Source organism: Aliivibrio logei (assembly GCF_001691055.1).
GTDB lineage: Bacteria > Pseudomonadota > Gammaproteobacteria > Enterobacterales > Vibrionaceae > Aliivibrio > Aliivibrio salmonicida.
On the sequence record NZ_MAJU01000015.1, the window covers coordinates 36,037 to 56,073 of the forward strand.

Annotated in this window: 16 protein-coding genes; 12 read left to right on the plus strand and 4 right to left on the minus strand. The window is 40.0% G+C overall.

What is annotated here, in order from left to right; all coding sequences use genetic code 11:
• Window positions 1-278 precede the first annotated feature (278 nt).
• Together gcvT and A6E04_RS14430 are read right to left on the minus strand one after the other, a co-directional pair.
• Window positions 279-1,397 carry a glycine cleavage system aminomethyltransferase GcvT gene (gene gcvT / locus A6E04_RS14425; RefSeq protein ID WP_017020837.1) on the minus strand — a complete coding sequence of 373 codons (1,119 nt, stop codon included), beginning with the start codon at window positions 1,395-1,397 and terminating at the stop codon, window positions 279-281.
• A gap of 77 nt (window positions 1,398-1,474) precedes the next feature.
• Window positions 1,475-2,083: a helix-turn-helix domain-containing protein gene (locus tag A6E04_RS14430; protein WP_023604574.1), complete on the minus strand. Its 609-nt coding sequence runs from the start codon at window positions 2,081-2,083 to the stop codon at window positions 1,475-1,477.
• A 296-nt stretch (window positions 2,084-2,379) separates the two neighbouring features.
• On the opposite strand from A6E04_RS14430, the gene gcvH reads away from it, so the two are divergent.
• The 12 genes from gcvH (at window position 2,380) to A6E04_RS14490 (ending at window position 16,498) form a co-directional block, all read left to right on the plus strand.
• Window positions 2,380-2,760: a glycine cleavage system protein GcvH gene (gene gcvH / locus A6E04_RS14435; RefSeq protein ID WP_023604575.1), complete on the plus strand. Its 381-nt coding sequence runs from the start codon at window positions 2,380-2,382 to the stop codon at window positions 2,758-2,760.
• 23 nt (window positions 2,761-2,783) lie between these two features.
• The gene (gcvP, locus tag A6E04_RS14440) at window positions 2,784-5,651 is read left to right on the plus strand and encodes an aminomethyl-transferring glycine dehydrogenase (protein WP_065611684.1); all 2,868 of its coding nucleotides are present in this window, start codon (window positions 2,784-2,786) and stop codon (window positions 5,649-5,651) included.
• A gap of 349 nt (window positions 5,652-6,000) precedes the next feature.
• Entirely contained in the window at window positions 6,001-8,016 is a 2,016-nt protein-coding gene (locus tag A6E04_RS14445; protein ID WP_065611772.1) for an EAL domain-containing protein, read from the plus strand.
• A gap of 402 nt (window positions 8,017-8,418) precedes the next feature.
• A complete protein-coding gene (locus A6E04_RS14450) occupies window positions 8,419-9,021 on the plus strand; it encodes a hypothetical protein (protein WP_017020843.1) in 603 nt (200 codons plus the stop codon).
• Between the two features lie 9 nt (window positions 9,022-9,030).
• The gene (gene tagH / locus A6E04_RS14455; RefSeq protein ID WP_065611685.1) at window positions 9,031-10,458 is read left to right on the plus strand and encodes a type VI secretion system-associated FHA domain protein TagH; all 1,428 of its coding nucleotides are present in this window, start codon (window positions 9,031-9,033) and stop codon (window positions 10,456-10,458) included.
• Between the two features lies 1 nt (window position 10,459).
• Complete coding sequence (tssJ, locus tag A6E04_RS14460; protein ID WP_026469817.1) at window positions 10,460-10,960, plus strand: type VI secretion system lipoprotein TssJ; 501 nt, start codon at window positions 10,460-10,462, stop codon at window positions 10,958-10,960.
• An 11-nt stretch (window positions 10,961-10,971) separates the two neighbouring features.
• Window positions 10,972-12,297, plus strand: a complete 1,326-nt coding sequence (gene tssK, locus A6E04_RS14465; RefSeq protein ID WP_023604580.1) for a type VI secretion system baseplate subunit TssK — start codon at window positions 10,972-10,974, stop codon at window positions 12,295-12,297.
• The gene (icmH, locus tag A6E04_RS14470) at window positions 12,294-13,085 is read left to right on the plus strand and encodes a type IVB secretion system protein IcmH/DotU (RefSeq protein ID WP_023604581.1); all 792 of its coding nucleotides are present in this window, start codon (window positions 12,294-12,296) and stop codon (window positions 13,083-13,085) included. The genes tssK and icmH overlap by 4 nt, the downstream gene beginning before the upstream one ends.
• Window positions 13,086-13,135: 50 nt before the next feature.
• Window positions 13,136-14,647 (plus strand): PAAR-like domain-containing protein, encoded by a 1,512-nt coding sequence (locus A6E04_RS14475; RefSeq protein WP_065611686.1) that lies wholly within the window; start codon window positions 13,136-13,138, stop codon window positions 14,645-14,647.
• 12 nt (window positions 14,648-14,659) lie between these two features.
• Window positions 14,660-15,406, plus strand: a complete 747-nt coding sequence (locus A6E04_RS14480) for an AHH domain-containing protein (RefSeq protein WP_065611687.1) — start codon at window positions 14,660-14,662, stop codon at window positions 15,404-15,406.
• Between the two features lie 14 nt (window positions 15,407-15,420).
• Complete coding sequence (locus tag A6E04_RS14485; protein WP_065611688.1) at window positions 15,421-15,996, plus strand: imm11 family protein; 576 nt, start codon at window positions 15,421-15,423, stop codon at window positions 15,994-15,996.
• A gap of 10 nt (window positions 15,997-16,006) precedes the next feature.
• Complete coding sequence (locus A6E04_RS14490) at window positions 16,007-16,498, plus strand: hypothetical protein (protein WP_065611689.1); 492 nt, start codon at window positions 16,007-16,009, stop codon at window positions 16,496-16,498.
• 1,062 nt (window positions 16,499-17,560) lie between these two features.
• On the opposite strand, the gene A6E04_RS14500 is transcribed toward A6E04_RS14490, so the two are convergent.
• Window positions 17,561-17,917, minus strand: coding sequence for a hypothetical protein (locus A6E04_RS14500; protein WP_065611690.1), 357 nt, complete (start codon window positions 17,915-17,917; stop codon window positions 17,561-17,563).
• Window positions 17,892-20,037, minus strand: a 2,146-nt coding sequence (locus tag A6E04_RS14505) for a tandem large repeat (RefSeq protein ID WP_175365435.1), incomplete at its 5' end; no start/stop codon positions are given. The genes A6E04_RS14500 and A6E04_RS14505, both read right to left, overlap by 26 nt.

The window sequence follows — 20,037 nt, forward strand, 5'->3', positions numbered from 1 at the left end:
CGATTATATATATCAACGACACCGCATTACTTGCTCAACCGTTAAATTATTGAAATAGACGCTTTACCATAAGCTAACGTAGATCCCAATATTGATAAATACTCTCGCGTCAACGATGTATTAATCGGCGACACACCAACAACACGCGTTTTTTAGGTGAGAATACAAACAAGGTTATTACCTGTTCTATAATCCAAAATAAAAGCCTCCAAACTCAAATAAGTCTGGAGGCTTTCTTTACTCTTTAAAACTGAGAGCGTAAATTAACGTACTCAAGATTAACCGCGATAATAACGCTGAGGTACAAACGGCATTTTTTCAACGGTCATTGCTAATTTTTTGCCTCGAACTTCAGCGAATACTTCAGTGCCAATAATAGCAAGATCGGTTCTTAAGTATCCCATTGACACCGGTTTACCTGCTGTCGGACCTGCAGTACCAGAGGTTATAACACCAATTTCAGTATCATTCGCATCAAACAATTTACAGCCTTCACGCACTGGAGCCTTGGTTTGTCCAACTAGACCGACACGCTTACGGTTTACATCTTTGGTTTCAATCTGTTTAAGAATAATATCCGCACCAGGGAAACCACCGGCTCTTTCACCGTCCGCACGACGGTTCTTACTGATACCCCACAACAAGCTTGCTTCAACTGGTGTGGTGGTGGTATCTAAATCATGACCATACAAGCACAGACCGCACTCTAAGCGCAGTGAATCACGCGCACCAAGACCAATCCATTCCACTTCTTCAAATGACGTTAATGTCTCTGCTAGTTCTGCTGCTTTAGCATTGGGTACAGAAATTTCATAACCATCTTCGCCAGTATAACCAGAGCGGCTAACATAACATTCGATGCCATTAATATCGATCGTAATTGAATCCATGAACAACATGTTTGCCACAGCAGGTTGAAGCCTTGATAACACATCTGCGGCTTTTGGTCCTTGAAGTGCGAGTAAAGCACGATCTTCAATCACTTCAAGTTCAACGCCTTTTGGTAAGTGTGCTTGTAAATGCGCAATATCTTGTTCTTTACATGCCGCATTCACTACCACAAACAGATGATCACCAAAATTAGCCACCATCAAATCATCCATAATGCCGCCTTCTTCATTAGTGAAGAACGCATAACGTTGTTTTTGAGAAGGAAGGTCAATAATATCAACCGGAACCAATGCTTCTAATGCAGCCGCCGCGCCCTCACCTTTTAATCGCAGTTGTCCCATGTGCGATACATCAAACAACCCCGCCGAATCACGCGTATGAAGGTGTTCTTTTTTCACACCAAGTGGGTACTGGACAGGCATATCATAACCGGCAAATGGCACCATTTTTGCGCCAGCAGCTACGTGCATATCAAAAAGTGCAGTTTTATTTAGTTGTTCTGACATTCTTCTTTCTCCATGTGCCATCACTGGCTGATTTAGTCGTTATTTTTCTAATTAAGTAAGCGTTTATTGATTACGTATTATTTGGCCGTAACCCAGAGAATTTGAGCGTCTTCTTCACTGATTGAAATAAGCACGTGTCCCATACTTGCTTCGTAATAAACACTGTCCCCTACCGCTAAATTAACAGGTTCATAGAATTCGCTGTAAAAACAAACTTCACCTTCTAGAACCAATAAAAATTCTTCTCCGTCATGACGAACCCATTCTGCGTACGCATTAAAATCTCGAGCACGTATGCGGCTTTTAAATGGCATCATTCTTTTGTTGGATAATTGCGTCGCCAGCAGTTCATGTTCATAAGTGGCCGTTGGATGCGGCTTACCTTGATCTGCCAGTGTGATATCTCGTCTTCCTACCGCGCCTTTTTTCTTTGGCGGCTCAAATATTTGCGGGATATCAATATCCAATCCACTGGCTAGCTTTTGCAACGCCTGAAATGTGGGGGATATTTGTTCATTTTCTATTTTTGATAACGTTGAACGAGCCAAACCCGTTCGCTTGCTGGCTTCTTCAAGCGTCAATCCAAGCTGAATACGAATGTCTTTTAATCTTTTACCAAGATCGAGAGGAGCAATCGGTTGCTCTTCGTTATTTTTCTCTATTTTAACGATTTTAGCCTCTGTCATTATATTCCTTGGTTCACTCAAGTGGCTCTCCTTGCTCATTAAGCATCCAAATAGCGCTCTTAATATTCACTTTACAGAGGAAAATTGCGAGAGAAAAGGCAACAAGGATGCTCAAATAGTGCGCTAGGTAGCAAAACGGGAAACAAAGTTTCTTATTGGAAACTTCGACGTTGAATGTTGCATTTCACACTTGTATGTTTATCAGATGTAATGTGATGGATGTAATTAATACCGCCCTCACTTCTGATTTCACTTAATGCTAATTTGCTAATAGCAACTCACACTGGAGAAGAATCATGGAAAAAGATCTTAAATTTACAGCAAGCCACGAATGGGTACGTGAAAATGGCGACGGTACGGTAACAGTTGGTATCTCAAACCACGCTCAAGGCTTACTTGGTGATGTTGTATTTGTAGACTTACCTGACGTTGATGACGAAGTAACAGCAGGAGAAAACTTCTCTTTGGTTGAATCAGTTAAAGCCGCTTCTGACATTTACGCACCTATTTCTGGTGTGATTGTAGAAATCAATGAAGAGCTTGAAGACAGTCCTGAGCTTGTTAACGAAGAACCGTATGAAGGTGGTTGGATTGCTAAAATCAAACTGTCTGATGAAGGCCAACTAGAAAGCTTAATTCCTGGCGATCAATACCTTGAAAGCATCGAAGAAGAATAAAAATAACAAAAAGGATTAAGATCATGAGTCAGCTTCTTCAACAATTAGGCACGGATAACGAGTTTATTCGTCGCCACAATGGTCCCGCTTCTTCACAGCATCAACATATGCTCAATACGGTTGGCGCTGAAACACTAGAAAAATTAATCGAAGAAACCGTACCAAGCTCAATTCGTTTGCCTCAGCCAATGCAATTACCTCACGGCCTTTCTGAAAATGCCATGCTTGCTGAGTTAAAACAAATCGCTCAACAAAACACATTAAACACAAGCTATATCGGCCAAGGTTATTACAATACGCACACACCTAATGTGATTTTACGTAATGTATTCGAAAACCCAGGTTGGTACACCGCTTACACGCCATATCAACCTGAGATTTCTCAAGGTCGTTTAGAAGCATTACTTAATTATCAACAAATGGTAATGGATTTAACAGGCCTTGATATTGCTAACGCGTCCCTTCTTGATGAAGCGACCGCAGCAGCAGAAGCCATGACACTGTGTAAGCGTGGTGGTAAAAACAAGAGCTCGACTTTCTTTGTGGCAGATGATGTTCATCCACAAACCTTAGCGGTAATCAAAACTCGAGCGAAATTCATCGGTTTTGACGTTGTTGTTGATACTGACTCAAATTTAGATTCACATGATGTGTTTGGTGCCCTACTTCAATACCCGGGAACCACGGGTGAAGTTAAAGATCTCACAACATTGATTGAACAAGCGCACGCTAAGAAAACCTTAGTGGTTGTAGCTACTGACCTACTTGCTTCAGTACTTCTTAAACCTGTTGGTGAAATGGGTGCGGATATAGCAATTGGTAGCGCACAACGCTTTGGTGTTCCAATGGGATACGGCGGCCCACACGCTGCATTCATGGCAACACGTGAAAAACTAAAACGTTCTATGCCGGGTCGTGTGATTGGGGTGTCTATTGATTCAAAAGGCAACCAAGCGCTGCGTATGGCAATGCAAACGCGTGAGCAACATATTCGTCGTGAAAAAGCGACATCAAATATTTGTACGGCTCAAGCGTTACTTGCAAACATGGCCTCTTTCTATGCGGTGTATCATGGTCCTGAAGGATTAAAAACTATCGCTCGTCGTGTGCATCATTTCACGGCTATCGTAGCAAAATCTCTGCAATCAGCAGGATTTGAATTAACACATCAACACTTCTTTGATACGTTAACGGTTAAGACAGAACAACAAACTGACATTCTTTACACCAAAGCCCTAGCCGCAAGCATCAACCTACGTAAGTTTGATACTGAACTTGGCATTAGCTTTGATGAAACCACCACGGTTTCTGATTTAGTGGCGTTACTCGCTGTATTTGGTGTTGATAACGCAGAGTGTGACAGCTTATCAAATGATATTGGTCAAGATGAGTTCTCGGCTATACCTGAAGCGTGTCGTCGTACTTCATCGTTCTTAACTCACCCAGTGTTTAATACGCATCACAGCGAAACACAAATGCTGCGTTATTTGAAAAAACTGGAAAACAAAGATTTCTCATTAACTCACGGCATGATCCCACTAGGATCTTGTACCATGAAGTTAAACGCCGTGGCTGAAATGCTTCCCGTCACGTGGCCTGAATTTGGTGGTATTCACCCATTCGCACCACTTAACCAAGCGGCAGGTTACACAACCTTAGCAACGTCTCTAAAATCGATGCTGTGTGAAATCACAGGCTACGATGATTTTTCTCTGCAACCGAACTCAGGCGCATCTGGCGAATACGCAGGGTTAATTGCGATTCAGCGTTACCATGAAAGCCGCAACGAAGGTCACCGTAATGTGTGCTTGATCCCAAGCTCTGCACACGGTACTAACCCTGCGACCGCATCAATGGTGTCAATGAAAGTGGTTGTCGTTAAATGTGATGATAACGGCAATATCGACATGGTCGATTTGGCTGAAAAAATCGCAAAACATCAAGAAAATCTATCAAGTATCATGATCACTTACCCTTCTACGCACGGTGTGTATGAAGAGCAAGTGCGTGAAGTGTGTGACATGGTTCATGAAGCAGGCGGTCAAGTGTACCTTGATGGTGCAAACATGAATGCACAAGTTGGTTTAACCAGCCCGGGCTTTATTGGTTCAGATGTTTCTCACTTAAACCTACATAAAACCTTCTGTATTCCGCATGGCGGTGGTGGTCCGGGTATGGGCCCTATCGGTGTTAAATCTCACCTGGCTCCTTTCCTTCCTGGTCACTCTGAAAATGGCGTTCAAGGTCCAGATTATGCGGTTTCTGCTGCGGATCTAGGCAGTGCCTCTATTCTTCCTATTTCATGGGCATACATTGCGATGATGGGTGAAATGGGCCTGACTGAAGCGACTAAAGTGGCGATCTTAAATGCGAACTACGTAATGGAGCGTTTACGCCCTCACTATCCTGTTTTATACCGTGGTACGAATGGTCGAATTGCTCACGAATGTATTATTGATATCCGTCCGCTTAAAGAAGCAACAGGGATCAGTGAAGAAGACATTGCGAAACGTTTGATGGACTTTGGTTTCCATGCACCAACCATGTCGTTCCCTGTTGCGGGTACGTTAATGATTGAGCCAACAGAATCTGAAGACTTAGCCGAATTGGATCGTTTCTGTGAAGCAATGATCGCAATCCGTGAAGAGATGAATAAAGTTCAACAAGGCGAATGGCCGTTAGACAATAATCCACTTGTGAATGCACCGCATACTCAAGTTGATCTAATGTCGAACGAGTGGGATCACCCATACACTCGTGAAGTGGCTTGCTTCCCATCAGCTCAAGCAAAAGCATCTAAATATTGGCCAACGGTAAATCGCGTTGATAACGTGTACGGTGACCGAAACTTAATTTGTTCTTGCCCAAGTATTGATAGCTACGAAGAATAATTTTTCACTGCAAAAAATAACACAATACAGTAAAGGTGAACCTTAAAGGTTCACCTTTTTTTTACATTAAAAACGCATTTTAAATCAATTTCTAATAAGAGAAACTAATGCTAGCCAGATGATGAACTGTATGCCAGAATCCACCGCTTTTCGCAGCCCATGCATGTGACATAAAAACAACATCTAACATAAAAAATAACTTTAACTTATTAGCTAACGGTTCATTGTTGTCGAACTACACATCTATTCTAGATTATGTACTAAGCCATACCATGTAATCTTTTATTGGAAACCTCTTTTGAAAACTGCCTTCTGTTCACTTTTTCTTAATAAAACATATTTAGCGTTAGTGTCTACATTTAAACAAAAAATCAAACAGACACGTACCACCTCTCATTCTTACATTTATGATCTTTCAGCCATTGCCTTACTATTACTGCCGTTAACACTATCAAACGCTATTATGGTGTTATTTGCTCATGCTTTTAATTTCATTGAACTTCATGAATTATCAACGTTACTTTTTAATCTTTCAAACGTATTGATTAATATCTACCCACTCTCATTTTGTATCGTGGCTGGGTATTATCTCTCTCATAAAACAACGTTTAATAGCGCTTCATTCATTATTTATACCTTAGCGCTTTTCTATCTGGTTTCTGTTGAAAATGGCAGTTTATCTGTTCCTTATAATTTCCCGAACAACCCGCTTCTTGCTTTATTAAGCGCATTAATTACGTTTCTTTATTGCTCTCGATTTAGCTTGCAACAGCTTGAGCCTCAAGCCTTAGATTTTTCTTCACGTCTATTCAAGCATGTTTTACATTTCTTTGTTTTTATCGCTTCAGCTCTCTTTCTATCAAAAATTGCCTCCAAATGTATTGAGACTTTTTCATCGCTTATTGGTAATTTCAGTGCAGATCCTTTGACTCTAACTGGGGGGTTACTTTACCAAACCTTATTAGGTTTATTAGGGGCAATTGGCATTAACGGCCATAACATGTTGTTCGCCACTAAACAGGCTATTTTTGCAGAAACGCAACACAACATGACCGAATGGCTAGCGGGCGAAGCACCATTACACACGATCAATCAAGGCTTTTATGATGCCTTTATGTCAATGGGTGGCTCAGGTAATAGCATCAGTTTACTGCTGTGCATCCTCTTGTTTTCTAAAGAACGAAACCACAGAATGCTTGCATTAGCGGCTTTTCCTCTAGTCATGTTCAATATCAATGAAGTTTTGCTGTTTGGCTTACCTATTATCTTCAATCCATTATTGATCATCCCCTTTGTCACGCTACCTCTTGTCAGTTTTCTTATCACCTACATTTGTATCGAGTCTGGTCTTATTTCACCCATCGTCAGCATTGTGGATTGGATGACGCCCCCCCTCTTTAGTGGATACATTGCAATGGGAGATGATATCGACGGATCTATCCTGCAATTAGTGATCATTATCATCGGGATCTTTATTTATCGTCCGTTTTATTTAAGCTTTGCGGGCAAGTATTCACTCTATTTAAAATCCACTCTGCCTGATTCAACAATAGAAAAATCCATCTTTAAGAATCTATTAGATAGCGTAAGAAGTTCGGCGGCAAACAGCCTTAGTACCTCCTCATCGCAAAAACGATTAGCTCGCCTTCTCCGAGAAGGTGAGTTCATTATGTATTATCAACTTTTGCAATCTATTAGCGATAAAAATGATTTTTCCTTTGAAGCCTTACTACGCTATCAAGACAAATCAGGGAGAATCTGTCCTCCGATCTTTATTGCCGATTTTCAGTTGCTTAATATGATGCCCATGCTTGATAAATTGGTGATCGATAAAGTGCTTTCTGACATGCAAGAAATGACGTTATCTCCATCACATCGAATCGCCGTTAACATTTCGGTCGCTTCTATTGAAAACCATGATTTCGCCTCTCATTTACTTACGCGGTTACAACATTATGCGATTTCACCACACTGGTTAGAAATCGAGATCACCGAAGAAGCGATTTTAAGTGACAATCAAAATCTATTAACCACACTTGAAACTTTAAAATCTCACGGCATAAAGATTGCGATGGATGATTTTGGCACTGGTTATGCGTCATTTCCTCACTTGCTTAAATACCCATTTGATAAGATAAAATTGGACCGGTCATTATTGTTGGATGCCTCAACGAAGAAAGGCAAAGATCTGTATCAATTGATCGTAAAAATGGGCGACGTGGCGGATTGTGAAGTGGTCGCTGAAGGCGTAGAAACAAAGCAAGAATATCAATTTGTCTCAAATTGTGGCGTCGATAAAGTACAAGGCTTTTTAATTGCGAAACCACAACCCTTATCATCGGTTCTTGAAAAATTGAAACCGTAACCTTAAACCCCCATTCTCATTTCTATATTTCCAAAAAGCAGAGCTCACCCTCTGCTTTTTTTGTATTTCAACTTAATTAAAATCACACTTCTCCCGTTATTAACCGATCTCTTTTCACCAACCATCACTCCAACATTTATGATGTCCATACTGACGCCTATTTATCTTATTCAACAATAAAATCCAATATTAAGAACGAAAACAAACACAAGATAGCTCAACCTTTATCGTCTAAAGTTCAAATTCAAATTAACTGAATTGCTAGTTATTTTGACTATTCAAACAGTGATTACGAGTGTTTTTTTATAAGCCTGCACTACCGTATTGAAATAACAAATTAAGTTGATATTTTGGCAGGCTAAATAAGGTAGAACAAAAATAATTTGTTAGAGGATCGACACAATGGCTAAGCCAATCCAACTGGGTTTTATGGCTTTAATACTTGCTTTTTCTGCGCCCACTTTTGCTAAAGGTGAACGTTACGGCGCAACCGCGAGTTTAAGAACGATAGAATCTACTGAGTACGAACAAGGAATGAGTGGCGAACTCAGCACGATCAGTTACGGGTTAGTTCATACGCGACCAATTGATGAAAACAACAATCGCTGGCGTTGGTGGCTTGGGTTTAATTATCTTTCCGATTACATAGATGCGCCTGCCAATGGGGTTTATCAAGAAGTCACCAATTATGAATTACGTATTGTTCCTCAGTACGCATTAGGCAGCTTATGGGCATTTACTCCTTATGTCGGTGCCGGTCTTTCTCTGGGCTATAGCCAATATGGCAATCGATGGAAAGTCGATAATGATGGCTTTAAATACGGTTCTCAACTCGACGATATTGATCAATTTGAAGTTGGTGCCGTCGTTACCTTTGGCACCGTCATCAAACTTGGGGGAAACCCTGACGCTCATCTACAAATTATTCCTCAAGCATCGTACATCCAACCTCTTTATAACGACGGTTTGGGTGGTATAGAGCTCTCCGTATCACTGCTATTTTAAGGGGCGAAAGTGAATTTAAATCAACTGACGCTGTACATTACAAAATCACCGGAAGAATACACGGGTGGTAAGCACATCGAAATGCCAGAAAGTGGCGGTTCTTTAGGTCGTAATCCAAGTAACACCTTGAGTTTAATTGATCATAATCGATTCATTTCAGGCTCTCATTGCTTAATCAGTGTTTATGGTGACACTTATTATTTAAGTGATGTCAGCACGAATGGAACCTTGGTTAATGGCAATAAATTATTAAAAAACCAACCCATCTCTTTGTATGATGGTGACAACATTGTTCTTGGCCGTTATGAAGTTTCTGTTGGGCTCGAAAAATTATCGAACACCGTGAATATTGCGGCGGATATCACCACTGAATCAGATTCAACCGACCCATTGCTTAATTTAGCAGAATACAAAGACGTGACAGCGAACCAAACGGGATCCGTCGAAGACTTATTTATCGAAACTCGACAAGACGATATCGATACTCAAGATCCAGTGACGCACTTAAACTTCACACTCAAAGATGATGATGATTTTTTACTGAGTGAGCACGAAGAAAAAGCGCAACATCATGTGCCTGAATACGCCCCATCACGCCAATTACTTGATGACAGTGACAGTGTTCATTCTGAGTTTCATATGCCTAATATGATCCCTGAAGATTGGTTGTCTTCTGATTTATCTGCAGAGCCAAAACCAATGGAGCAACTGACTCCAGAAACGGTCTTTAATGCGCCCGACCCTGCACCTCAAACAGTACAAGCAGCACCGACTCAACAATCTTGGGAAGAAGTCACACAAACTATACAGACACAACACGCATCTGCTCCCCAAGAGCCTGCGGAGAAAAAACCAGAACCAGCCTACTATTCAGGAATAGAGCCATCTCAACACGCGATGGTTCCTCAAATAAATACCAACTCATCCAATGATCATTTTAAAGACGCATTTTTTAAAGGATTGGGGATATCTGAGGCTCAGTTCAATAATATTGACACGCATTTTTTCCAACAAATGGGGACATGTCTACGCCTTTGTATTAATGATTTACAGAAAGATTTAAGCGAAATAAAAGCAATTAAAGACACAGAGCAAGACACACCACTCACCAATATAGTGGAATTAATGTTGTCTCTTAATCAACAGCAATTGCTGTCCCCGAATGAATTAATTGAACAGATCTTAGATGAACTTGATTCTCATAAAATAAAAATGTCTCAAGCAACCAATGAGATTGTGAATCAACAAATTCAAGCTTTTGATCCCCGAGTATTTTCTAACAACCTACGTTCGCAATCTCGCTTTATGCCAAAACGAAAATTATGGAAGGAATACATCGATTTCTACCATAAAAACAACACCGAAAAAGTAGATATCTCAGGCACTGCACTTCAGCAGAAAATCAAAGAGCAATACAGCAAAAATGCTAAGGCTTAACATGCGAAATATACTCACACTCACCCTTATTTTACTTCTCTCTGGTTGCACCATGTGGGATCAATTTAAGGAATCGACAGGGATCACTCCTGAAACCTCATCAATAGAATTGATTATTACGGCAGACAGTATTCTCAATGTTCGAGAAGGAGGTCAATCATCTCCTGTGATCCTTCGAATCCACGAACTGAACTCCCCTGTGCTATTTCGTAATCTCGACTTTTTTGCTCTCTTTGAGAATGACAAAGCCTCTCTTGGCGATGAATACATCAAACGCTACGAATACCAAATACAGCCAGGCGATGTCATTCACGAAACCTTAGTGCTTGATCCTGAAACACGAGCCATTGGCTTCTCTGTTGCCTTTCGAGACATTAATGGATCCTCGTGGCGCAAAGTAGAGCTGATTGAAGAGAAAAGTGAATATTTTCTTAAATTGTCACTAAAAGACAGCGAACTATCGTCAAACAATACTCGCGGTATTGAACAAACATATTTTTAAGGATATCAACAATGTCATTATATAACCCTGTCGTGTGGCAAGATGGAATGTTCATGAAACCGCAACATTTCCAGCAGTTAGATCGCTATCAAGGCAGACAAAGTGGAATGCTAAGTGGGTTTGAATCTCCTCTTCATTGGGGAATAAAACGCATTGAAATCAATACGGAACTATTGGCGTTAGGTAAAATCGGTATCACTCACGCTGAAGGGATCTTGCAAGATCGCACTCCTTTTGATTTGCCATTGCACGCGTCATTACCTGAAGTAAAAGACGTCGATGCTTCTATTGCAAATAAAGTCTTATATTTGTGCTGTCCTCTTCCATCTGAACGCTCAGAGCTATTTGGTACAAGTAAAGATGGTGCGCGTTACACAATGCACACTCAAGATGCCGTTGATGCCTGTTATGACAGTGAAGAAATCGCTAACATCACCATTGGTAAGCTTAACTTTTGTTTAATGTACGAAGATGAAGATAAGAGTGCTTACACTTCGATCCCTATTTTGAAAATTTCAGAAGTAAAACCCGATGGCAGTATTATTCTAGACAAGTCATACATCCCTACTTGTATTGATATAAATGCATCAAACGTACTCAAAAAATTCACTACCGAGTTTGCATCAATGCTTCGCCATCGTGCTGAATCCATTGTTCAACGTTTAGGCGTTGTTGATCAGCAAGGCGTGTCTTCGGTTTCTGACTTTATGCTTTTACAAGCCTTGAATCGTTATGAACCTTTGTTCTGGCACTTTTCGAATATTGAAGGTGTTCATCCCGAAAGTTTCTACCGTGTATTATTGCAAGCTGAAGGTGAATTAGCCACGTTATGCTCAGCATCTCGTCGCCCACAGGAATTCGTTCCTTATAACCACGGTAACTTAACAAGCTGTTTATCAACGATCCTAAATAACTCAAAAATGACCTTAAGTGTGATGTCAGAACAACGCGCTATCCCTCTCACTCTCAAAGAGCAAGGTTATGGTATACGTGTTGCTCCGATTGCAGACAGAAGCATTGTAGACGCGACGACCTTTATCTTAGCCGTGAAAGCCGATGTGACTCTCGATATTCTTCATACTCAATTTGTCTCTCAGACTAAGATTGGCTCAATTGATAACATTCGTGAGCTTATCAATCTGCAATTGCCTGGTATTCGTATCAAACCAATGCCAGTAGTGCCTCGTGCTCTGCCTTATCACGCTGGCTACACCTACTTTGAACTAGACAAAGCCAGTGATGAATGGGCTGCACTAAACAAAGCGGCCGCCATTGCTGTTCATGTGGCGGGGGACTTTGCGAACCTATCATTGCAACTCTGGGCCGTTAGATTATGAGTTACACCGAAGACGATGTAACCGTCGTACTCTTTCAACCAGAGCCGGGCAAACCGATGGAGGTAATGCCCGCCCCTGATTTATCTCGGAATATTTCAGTCAGTGAATTAACCATAACATCAATGGGAATAAACCCATTAGTTGACCAATTTACGTGGTTGATTGCGAGCTTATCTTGCATGTCGTCTATTCCTTGGCTTGATGACCCAATGCCCTTTCGTGAGCAAGTCGCTCGTGAAATTCGCAAAGGCGAACGCATGCTTAATGAAATGGAAGTGGATCGCGCTTCTATTTTGGTTATTCGTTATTGCTTGTGTGCCGCGATGGATGAATCCGTATGCCGACAAGAATGGGGAGCAAACAGTAACTGGAGCCAAAACAGTCTGTTGTCTGAGTTTCATAATGAAACCTCAGGGGGTGATAAGTTTTTTGTGATTCTAGAGCGATTAAAAGCCGATCCAAAGAAATACCGCCACGTGATTGAGTTTTTGTATTTATTGCTGCAACTCGGCTTTAAAGGCAAATACGGCCGTGCAGAACGAGGGGCAGAAAGTCTTGCTGAAATTGGCAATACGATTTATCGCCTTGTCCGTGATGAGCGCCTTGCAGAGCAAGAAAAAGTCGCTTTAGTGGATGTAAAATCCAAATATTTAAAAAAACCATTAAAACGTGTATTACCCCCAAAACTCATTCTTGGGGTAAGCGCGGTACTTTTTGCGGCGTTATATGCAGCAACGTACCTCGTTATTGACGTACGTTTTCAAAAACTACTGTCAATTTATCAATAAATGACACAGGGATTTTGTCTCTTAAATTTTACAGGTAAGGTAATTCAATTATGGGCGTAACTGTTGCAGCAAATGGACTGAGTGTGATCCACCAAGGCTCTGGAGGGGAAGCAAACGCAACCCTACCCGATGTGTGCCTCACTAAAGTAGGTAAACCCATTGTGCCTATCCCTTATGGCAATAACGCCAAAGCCGCTGACTTGGCCAAAGGCACAACCACGATCACAATGGATGGCGGTAACCCTGTCGGCATTAAAGGCAGTACCTTCTCAAAAAGTACCGGTGACGCCGGTGGTGATAAAAAAGGCGTTGCGTCTGGCACGATTGAAGCAGAAGCCGAGTTTATCTCTGCCTCTCCTACCGTAAAATTTGAAGGTAAAGGCGTTTGCCGCTTATCAGATCAAATGACAATGAATAAAGCCAACACCATGTGTTTAGGTGGTGCTCAAAACCCTTCTGTATCAGTAACGGCTGAAGAAGAAGGGACTTATACGGTTGATTTATTTCTTTCTTATTCTGATGGTGATCCAGTTCAGGGAGCAAGCTATACCTTAACAGACCAAACTGGTGCAGTCTTTGACGGCGGTTTAGGTCAAAATGGCAGAGCAAGTATCAGCGGTGTTGCACCTGGAGAATTTACGATTGAATACGGTGAAGATACTCGTGAATTTACGCCCAACAACCCTGATAAGAAAAACCCAAATTATAATCAAAATGCGACAGCTCAAATGATTATTGATGAAACTAAACGTGGTGAGACTGGTTTTTGGGAAAATCCATGGAAAAAAATGGCCGGAGGAACCAGTTGGGTTTGGGGTGTTATTCTCGGTGATTTCAATGACGACGCGACTGTAGAGCAAATTCTAGCAAGCACGGTAATAACGATGCTTCCTGTTGTCGACCAAGCCGCAGATGTTCGAGACATGGTCGCAAATACCATGACATTATTAAGCGAAGAAGAACGCGATAAACCAGAAAATTGGTTAGCCCTCTCTTTGACGTTAATTGGTTGTATCCCCGTATTTGGCAGCGCGGTGAAAGGTACTTGTAAAGTTGCTTTAAAATCAGGTAAGGCAACCTCAAAAGATGATTTATTAGCCATAATGAGAGCCATGGGGAAAGGTGACCCAGAGAAATTCTTACGTACTCTTAATTGGGTTGACTATGCAAAACAAGCCAGTCAGATTATTTCGGACGTACTGCAACCTTGTATTCAAGTCGTTACTGAGCTTGCTTCTTATGCAAATCGAATGGGAGCAGACGAATTAAGTAATTATTTCTTAAAGCTTGCCGATGAATTTAACATTATCGACAAAGTAGTACCAAACAAATTACAAGAAGCCATGAGTGAATTTGATGATTTATTCAAGCGTATTTTAGGCCAAGCAGACCACGTTTATCCTGCGAAAACTAAGCATAATACGGGCAAGTCTTCTCAATCTGGCCGCAGTGACGATAAAATGAGTGAGAAGAAAGATAAGAAACCAGTTCATTGTAAGATTTGCCGCCGAATCACAGGAACGAAAAAAAACCAATGCTCCGAAGCTCTAAAGATGAAATAGGAAATTATAATTGTGGGTATAGTAAAAAATGAAGGTCGATATATTCGCTCAAAAAGTTTAAGAGACTCTGCTGTAAAAAGAAAACACCCTCTTAATTTTATGAGTAAATCAATTGCATCACATCATATTATTTCTTGTGAAGCAACCCGTCGATTGTCAAGTTATCGTAGAAAACAGATTACATATAAAGGATATGATGTAAATCATCCTTGGAATTTAGTTATCCTTCCTATGGAAGATAGAATCGCATGCCATTATAAGATGCCATTGCATAAATCGGGGCATAAAGATGAAAAACTAATAACACATTATGAAGAATCACTTGGTTTATCAATTACAAATCTAACAGCTCAACTTAAAACTGAAGCAGAAGAAGAAACCAATCTACGTAAAAAGAAGTTTTATACAGAAGATGCCGAAGTTATAGATATACTAAACGGTTACCATAAAATTGTTGCCGTAAAACTAGCAAGAATTTTAAAAGGGTTAACTTGTAAATCAGATCCTGAAACCTTCACTGAAACTCTTGATGATTTATCCATAGATATAGTTGGCGAAATTAGTAGAAACGAACTATTACTCCTGCAAAGAGGCAAATTTTTTGCTAAAAATAAAAAAGGATGTGATGATTGTCGTGTACCAGATTCAAAAACGAATAGAAAACACTTCGGACCTTCGGATAATGCACCTAAAAAATCGGTCGTAGTAACGTTTTGTTACAATGGATCTCGATTAAAAACAATTAAAGAACAAAAATAATTTAGCAGGTTAATATGTATTTTTCACTAATTACAGAAAATTACTTTACATCTCGTGTAAGTTTTACATGTGTAGATGGTAGAGAGTTTTTTTATAGCACTAATTTTTATCACCCAACAACCTCAAATAATTCAATAGTATGGAAAGACTTTGAAGGTGGTAAAGTTACGCAAGTTGGCCCTATTGCAGATAATGGTGATTTATCCGTAAACTCTCAATTTGCACAAAAACTAATGAGCTTTGACCCGTACGCTGTAGAGGTATACCCCTCTAAGTTAGAGCTAGAAGATGGAGTAGTTGAAAACCGATATCTACTCGCAATAAATAACATTATTGATGTCTTAGACTATGAAAAATCAGATATAGAAATATCACCAAGAAGTGGAAAACAAATTGTTCATATTCTATATCTATCTGAAAAGAAATTAAAAAAAATACCATTAGAACAAAGAGTTGCATTTAGAGTTAAAGGTGTTGAAACTGCGATGTTTTTCTGTGAAGAATTTTTTAATATCATTGATTCTGACTCCCGATTTAATAGTTTAAGAAAAGAAAAAATTGATATCAATAACCGAGCACCTAAATTCTAAGGCCTAAATAATGAAAAATGAATACCATATTCTCTCAAAAACTCTATTATCAGGCTTTATTTTCCAACAAACGCCTGAACGTATTGTACCTACAGAGCCAGACTTGCTGCTTGAAATGACTTTTTCTCCAAAACTGTTCATTATCAACGATCTTTCCCCAAAAGTTGAAAGCTTAGTACAACATGGGGTTGAATGGTTGGATGCCCGTATCGATTGCTCTCCAAGTCAACCTACAGATGAGCAAATCAAAGTATTTGAAAACTTCCGTATGCCTTATATTCATCAGACATACCGTTTAACGAATGAAGAAAAACAATACGGTAAATTAAATTGGTTAGATTTAAACTCTGTTGAATTAGATTTCTCTCGTTTAGATAATATTCCTCTTGAAGAGCGTTTAATTTTCAAGCTTGAAGAAGACTTTGGTTATGTATTTATTCATGAAAGCGTCATTGAGCTACTAAAAAAACACGTAAAAGATGTCTGGGTACGTGACGTATAGAACGGATATGATACTAAGTATTTTTAGCATTAAAAACACCAGCTCTTCGTTGGTGTTTTTGTTTCTAATCATCTTATCTTTCATCAACCTCCTACTTAAATATTTATAAAGATCAGCGAATATCAATTTTGTATAGAGTTTTTTATAATCACTTTAATGATATATAGGTAATTAACTGAATGCTTCATACATATAAAATAGGTTATAAAACCCACCTTCATTTGTCAGTGGGTTATTTTAAAATATTACAACCTACATAAAAAACACTTTATACTCATATTCGTAATACTGTATACCTTATTAATAAAAAATTTCATATAAAATACAATTTACAAGGCTTAATGAAAACCTCGCTTTGGTTACTAACTCATTTTATTCCAAAACTAACTGCAGCATTTAATCTTCATTTTACATACAAAACATTAATCAAATAATTGTGGTTTACTTGTTAAAATTTAGAGCCTCAAGGAGGTGGCCATAATGACTGCCAACTTAGTCATTATGACTATCATTTCAGTGGGATTTGAAAAGGGAAATAGCATAGAATGCGCAAAACAATAAACCTACAGTAACTATGGCTATTCGATTACACTCTTTCATCACTCTTGAACAATTAGAAGATCGTCGATTTTCTCGAGCATTCTTCAATAGTATTATTATTATTGCTGTTTTAACCATAATGACACTTGAAGTTTTAGAAAACCAAAATGTGAGAACTCTATTTGATGATATAACAGATAATATAATTATATTCACAACAATATGTTATATGATCGCAATCTATTCTTATGGATATAAACAGAATATATTTAAACATCAATGGCAGATATTTTTAATCATGTACTTAGCCATTTCTCAAGCTATTTATGTAATTTTCTATGGATTATATTCACAATATGAAGAAAGTACTGTTATTTACTTAACTACTCACTCATTTTTTTGGGTGTTATTTTATAGTTATGTACTTTTTACAATACATAATTTAAAACATGATATCGCGTAATTATTTTCCATATACTCATAAAAATGCCAGTGAATTCACTGGCATTTTTATATAAACAATTATGCAGCTTTTTTACTAATCCAATGCTCCCTATACAAAAAAGCAATACTATTGTTTAAGGTGATACTCTTATCGACAGTCGTAGCGTGGACTCCAGAATTATTCGTGCCATCAACGGTGACCGTTACATCGGAATTATTCCATCCCGAAATATCTTCAGCGGTTGTACTCCAAGTTCCATCACTTTGAATTTGAACAGTTTGGTTAAATACTTCTGTGATTTCATTAATAGATAGAGCTTTTACCTCAAGTCTATCTCCATTAGAGAAACCAGTACTTACACCTGTAATAAGTAGACTATTCGAATCACTAGATCCAACAATATAATCATCAGAAATAGTTAACAGGAGTGACATTAACTTGCTCTGTATACTCATCCCCAAAATTACCTGATGTATCTTTATAACCAGCTGACACAATAAGATCTTTCTTACTTTCAACGCCTACATTTAAAGAGCTTATTGTCCCTACCCATTCATTTGTCGGTGCTGTTACTGATGAAAAGTCAATTGGTTGACCTAAAGATCCACTAACATCAGATACATTTTCATTAAAGCGAATAGTCACTTGAACACTGTCACCATTTGACGGATTTATAGGGTTTAACGTTACATTAGAAACGATTGGTTTCGTTGTTACAAGATCAGCCTTCGATGTTACCTCATCTGCAGCAATACCGTGTTGGTTTGAGCCCGTTGCTTTTACGGTGATCGTACCATCACTCCAACTGCTTAAATTAGCACCTGCCGCTGTCCAGTTCCCATCACTGTCCACTGTCGCAATAACTGTTGGGAGCGACGAGCTATCTTTTGAATTACTGAACGCAACCGTGATCTCTTTACCTGCGTCAAAACGTGTCGTTGTACCACTAATAATAAGATTGGCCGCGTCACTCTCGTTAATCACTCCGCCAGTAATTGGAGTAATCGTGATTGATGGGGTTAGGTACACGGCACCACTTGTCGATTCATCGCCAAGATTGCCGTGAGTATCACTGAACCCTTTCACCGTATAAGTAAACTCTGTATCTGCTGCTGATGAACTCGGAATAGTTACTTCACCTACCCAAACCACGGTGTCTTCACCAGACTTCCACGTCACATCACTTGCGTCTAACTTCGCGGTCGCATTATTTACGGCAACAGAGAAGGTCGCCGTAACTCCAATTTTATCGCCTGCTTTACCCGATGTCGGGTTTGATATCACTGATATTAACGTTGGCTTCTCTGTCGAAAGTTGAGCCGTTTCTGATGCTTCTTTCGCTGCGATGTTATGTTGGTTTGAGCCCGTTGCTTTTACGGTGATCGTACCATCACTCCAACTGCTTAAATTAGCACCTCCCGCTGTCCAGTTCCCATCACTGTCCACTGTCGCAATAACTGTTGGGAGCGACGAGCTATCTTTTGAATTACTGAACACAACCGTGATCTCTTTACCTGCGTCAAAACGTGTCGTTGTGCCGCTAATGATAAGATTCGCTGCGTCACTCTCGTTAATCACTCCGCCAGTAATTGGAGTAATCGTGATTGACGGCGTTAAGTACACGGCACCACTGGTTATTAATTCACCAAGGTTACCGTGAGTATCACTGAACCCTTTCACCGTATAAGCAAACTCGGTATCCACTGCTGATGAACTCGGAATTTCCACTTCGCCAGTCCATGTTGCTGAGCCTTGACCCGAATCCCACGTCACATCACTTGTGCCTAATGTCGCCGTCGCATTATCTACGGCAACAGAGAAAGTCGCTGTAACCCCAATTTTATCGCCTGTTTTACCCGATGTTGGGTTTGATACCACTGATATTAACGTTGGCTTCGCTGTCGAAAGTGTCGCCGTCTCTGTCACCGCTTCAGCAGCAATACCGTGTTGATTTGAACCAGTGACTGTCGCTGTTACTTCACCATCAGGCCAACCTGTTAAATCTTGAGCTACCATACTCCAACTGCCATCACCTTGAACATTGGCTTCCGCAGTTTCCGTTTGTGCATCCTTTGAATTACTTAGTACTAACGTCACTTTTTGACTGTCATCAAATCGAGAGGTGTTACCACTAACAACCACATTCGTAATGTCGCTGCTGTTAATTACACCACCTGAAATCACATCAACAGTAATTGATGGCGTTAAGTACACCGAGCCAGTGGTGATTGGTTCACCGAGGTTACCGTGAGTATCACTGAATCCTTGAATCGTATAAGTCCATTCCATATCCGTTTCAGATGAAGTTGGAATTTCCACCTCACCTACCCAAACCGCGGTGTCTTCACCAGACTTCCACGTCACATCACTTGTGCCTAACTTCGCCGTCGCATTATCTACGGCAACAGAGAAAGTCGCTGTAACTCCAATTTTATCGCCTGCTTTACCCGATGTCGGGTTTGATACCACTGATATTACGGTTGGTTTCACTGTCGAGAGTTGAGCCGTTTCTGACGCCTCTTCTGCAGCGATATTATGTTGGTTTGAGCCCGTT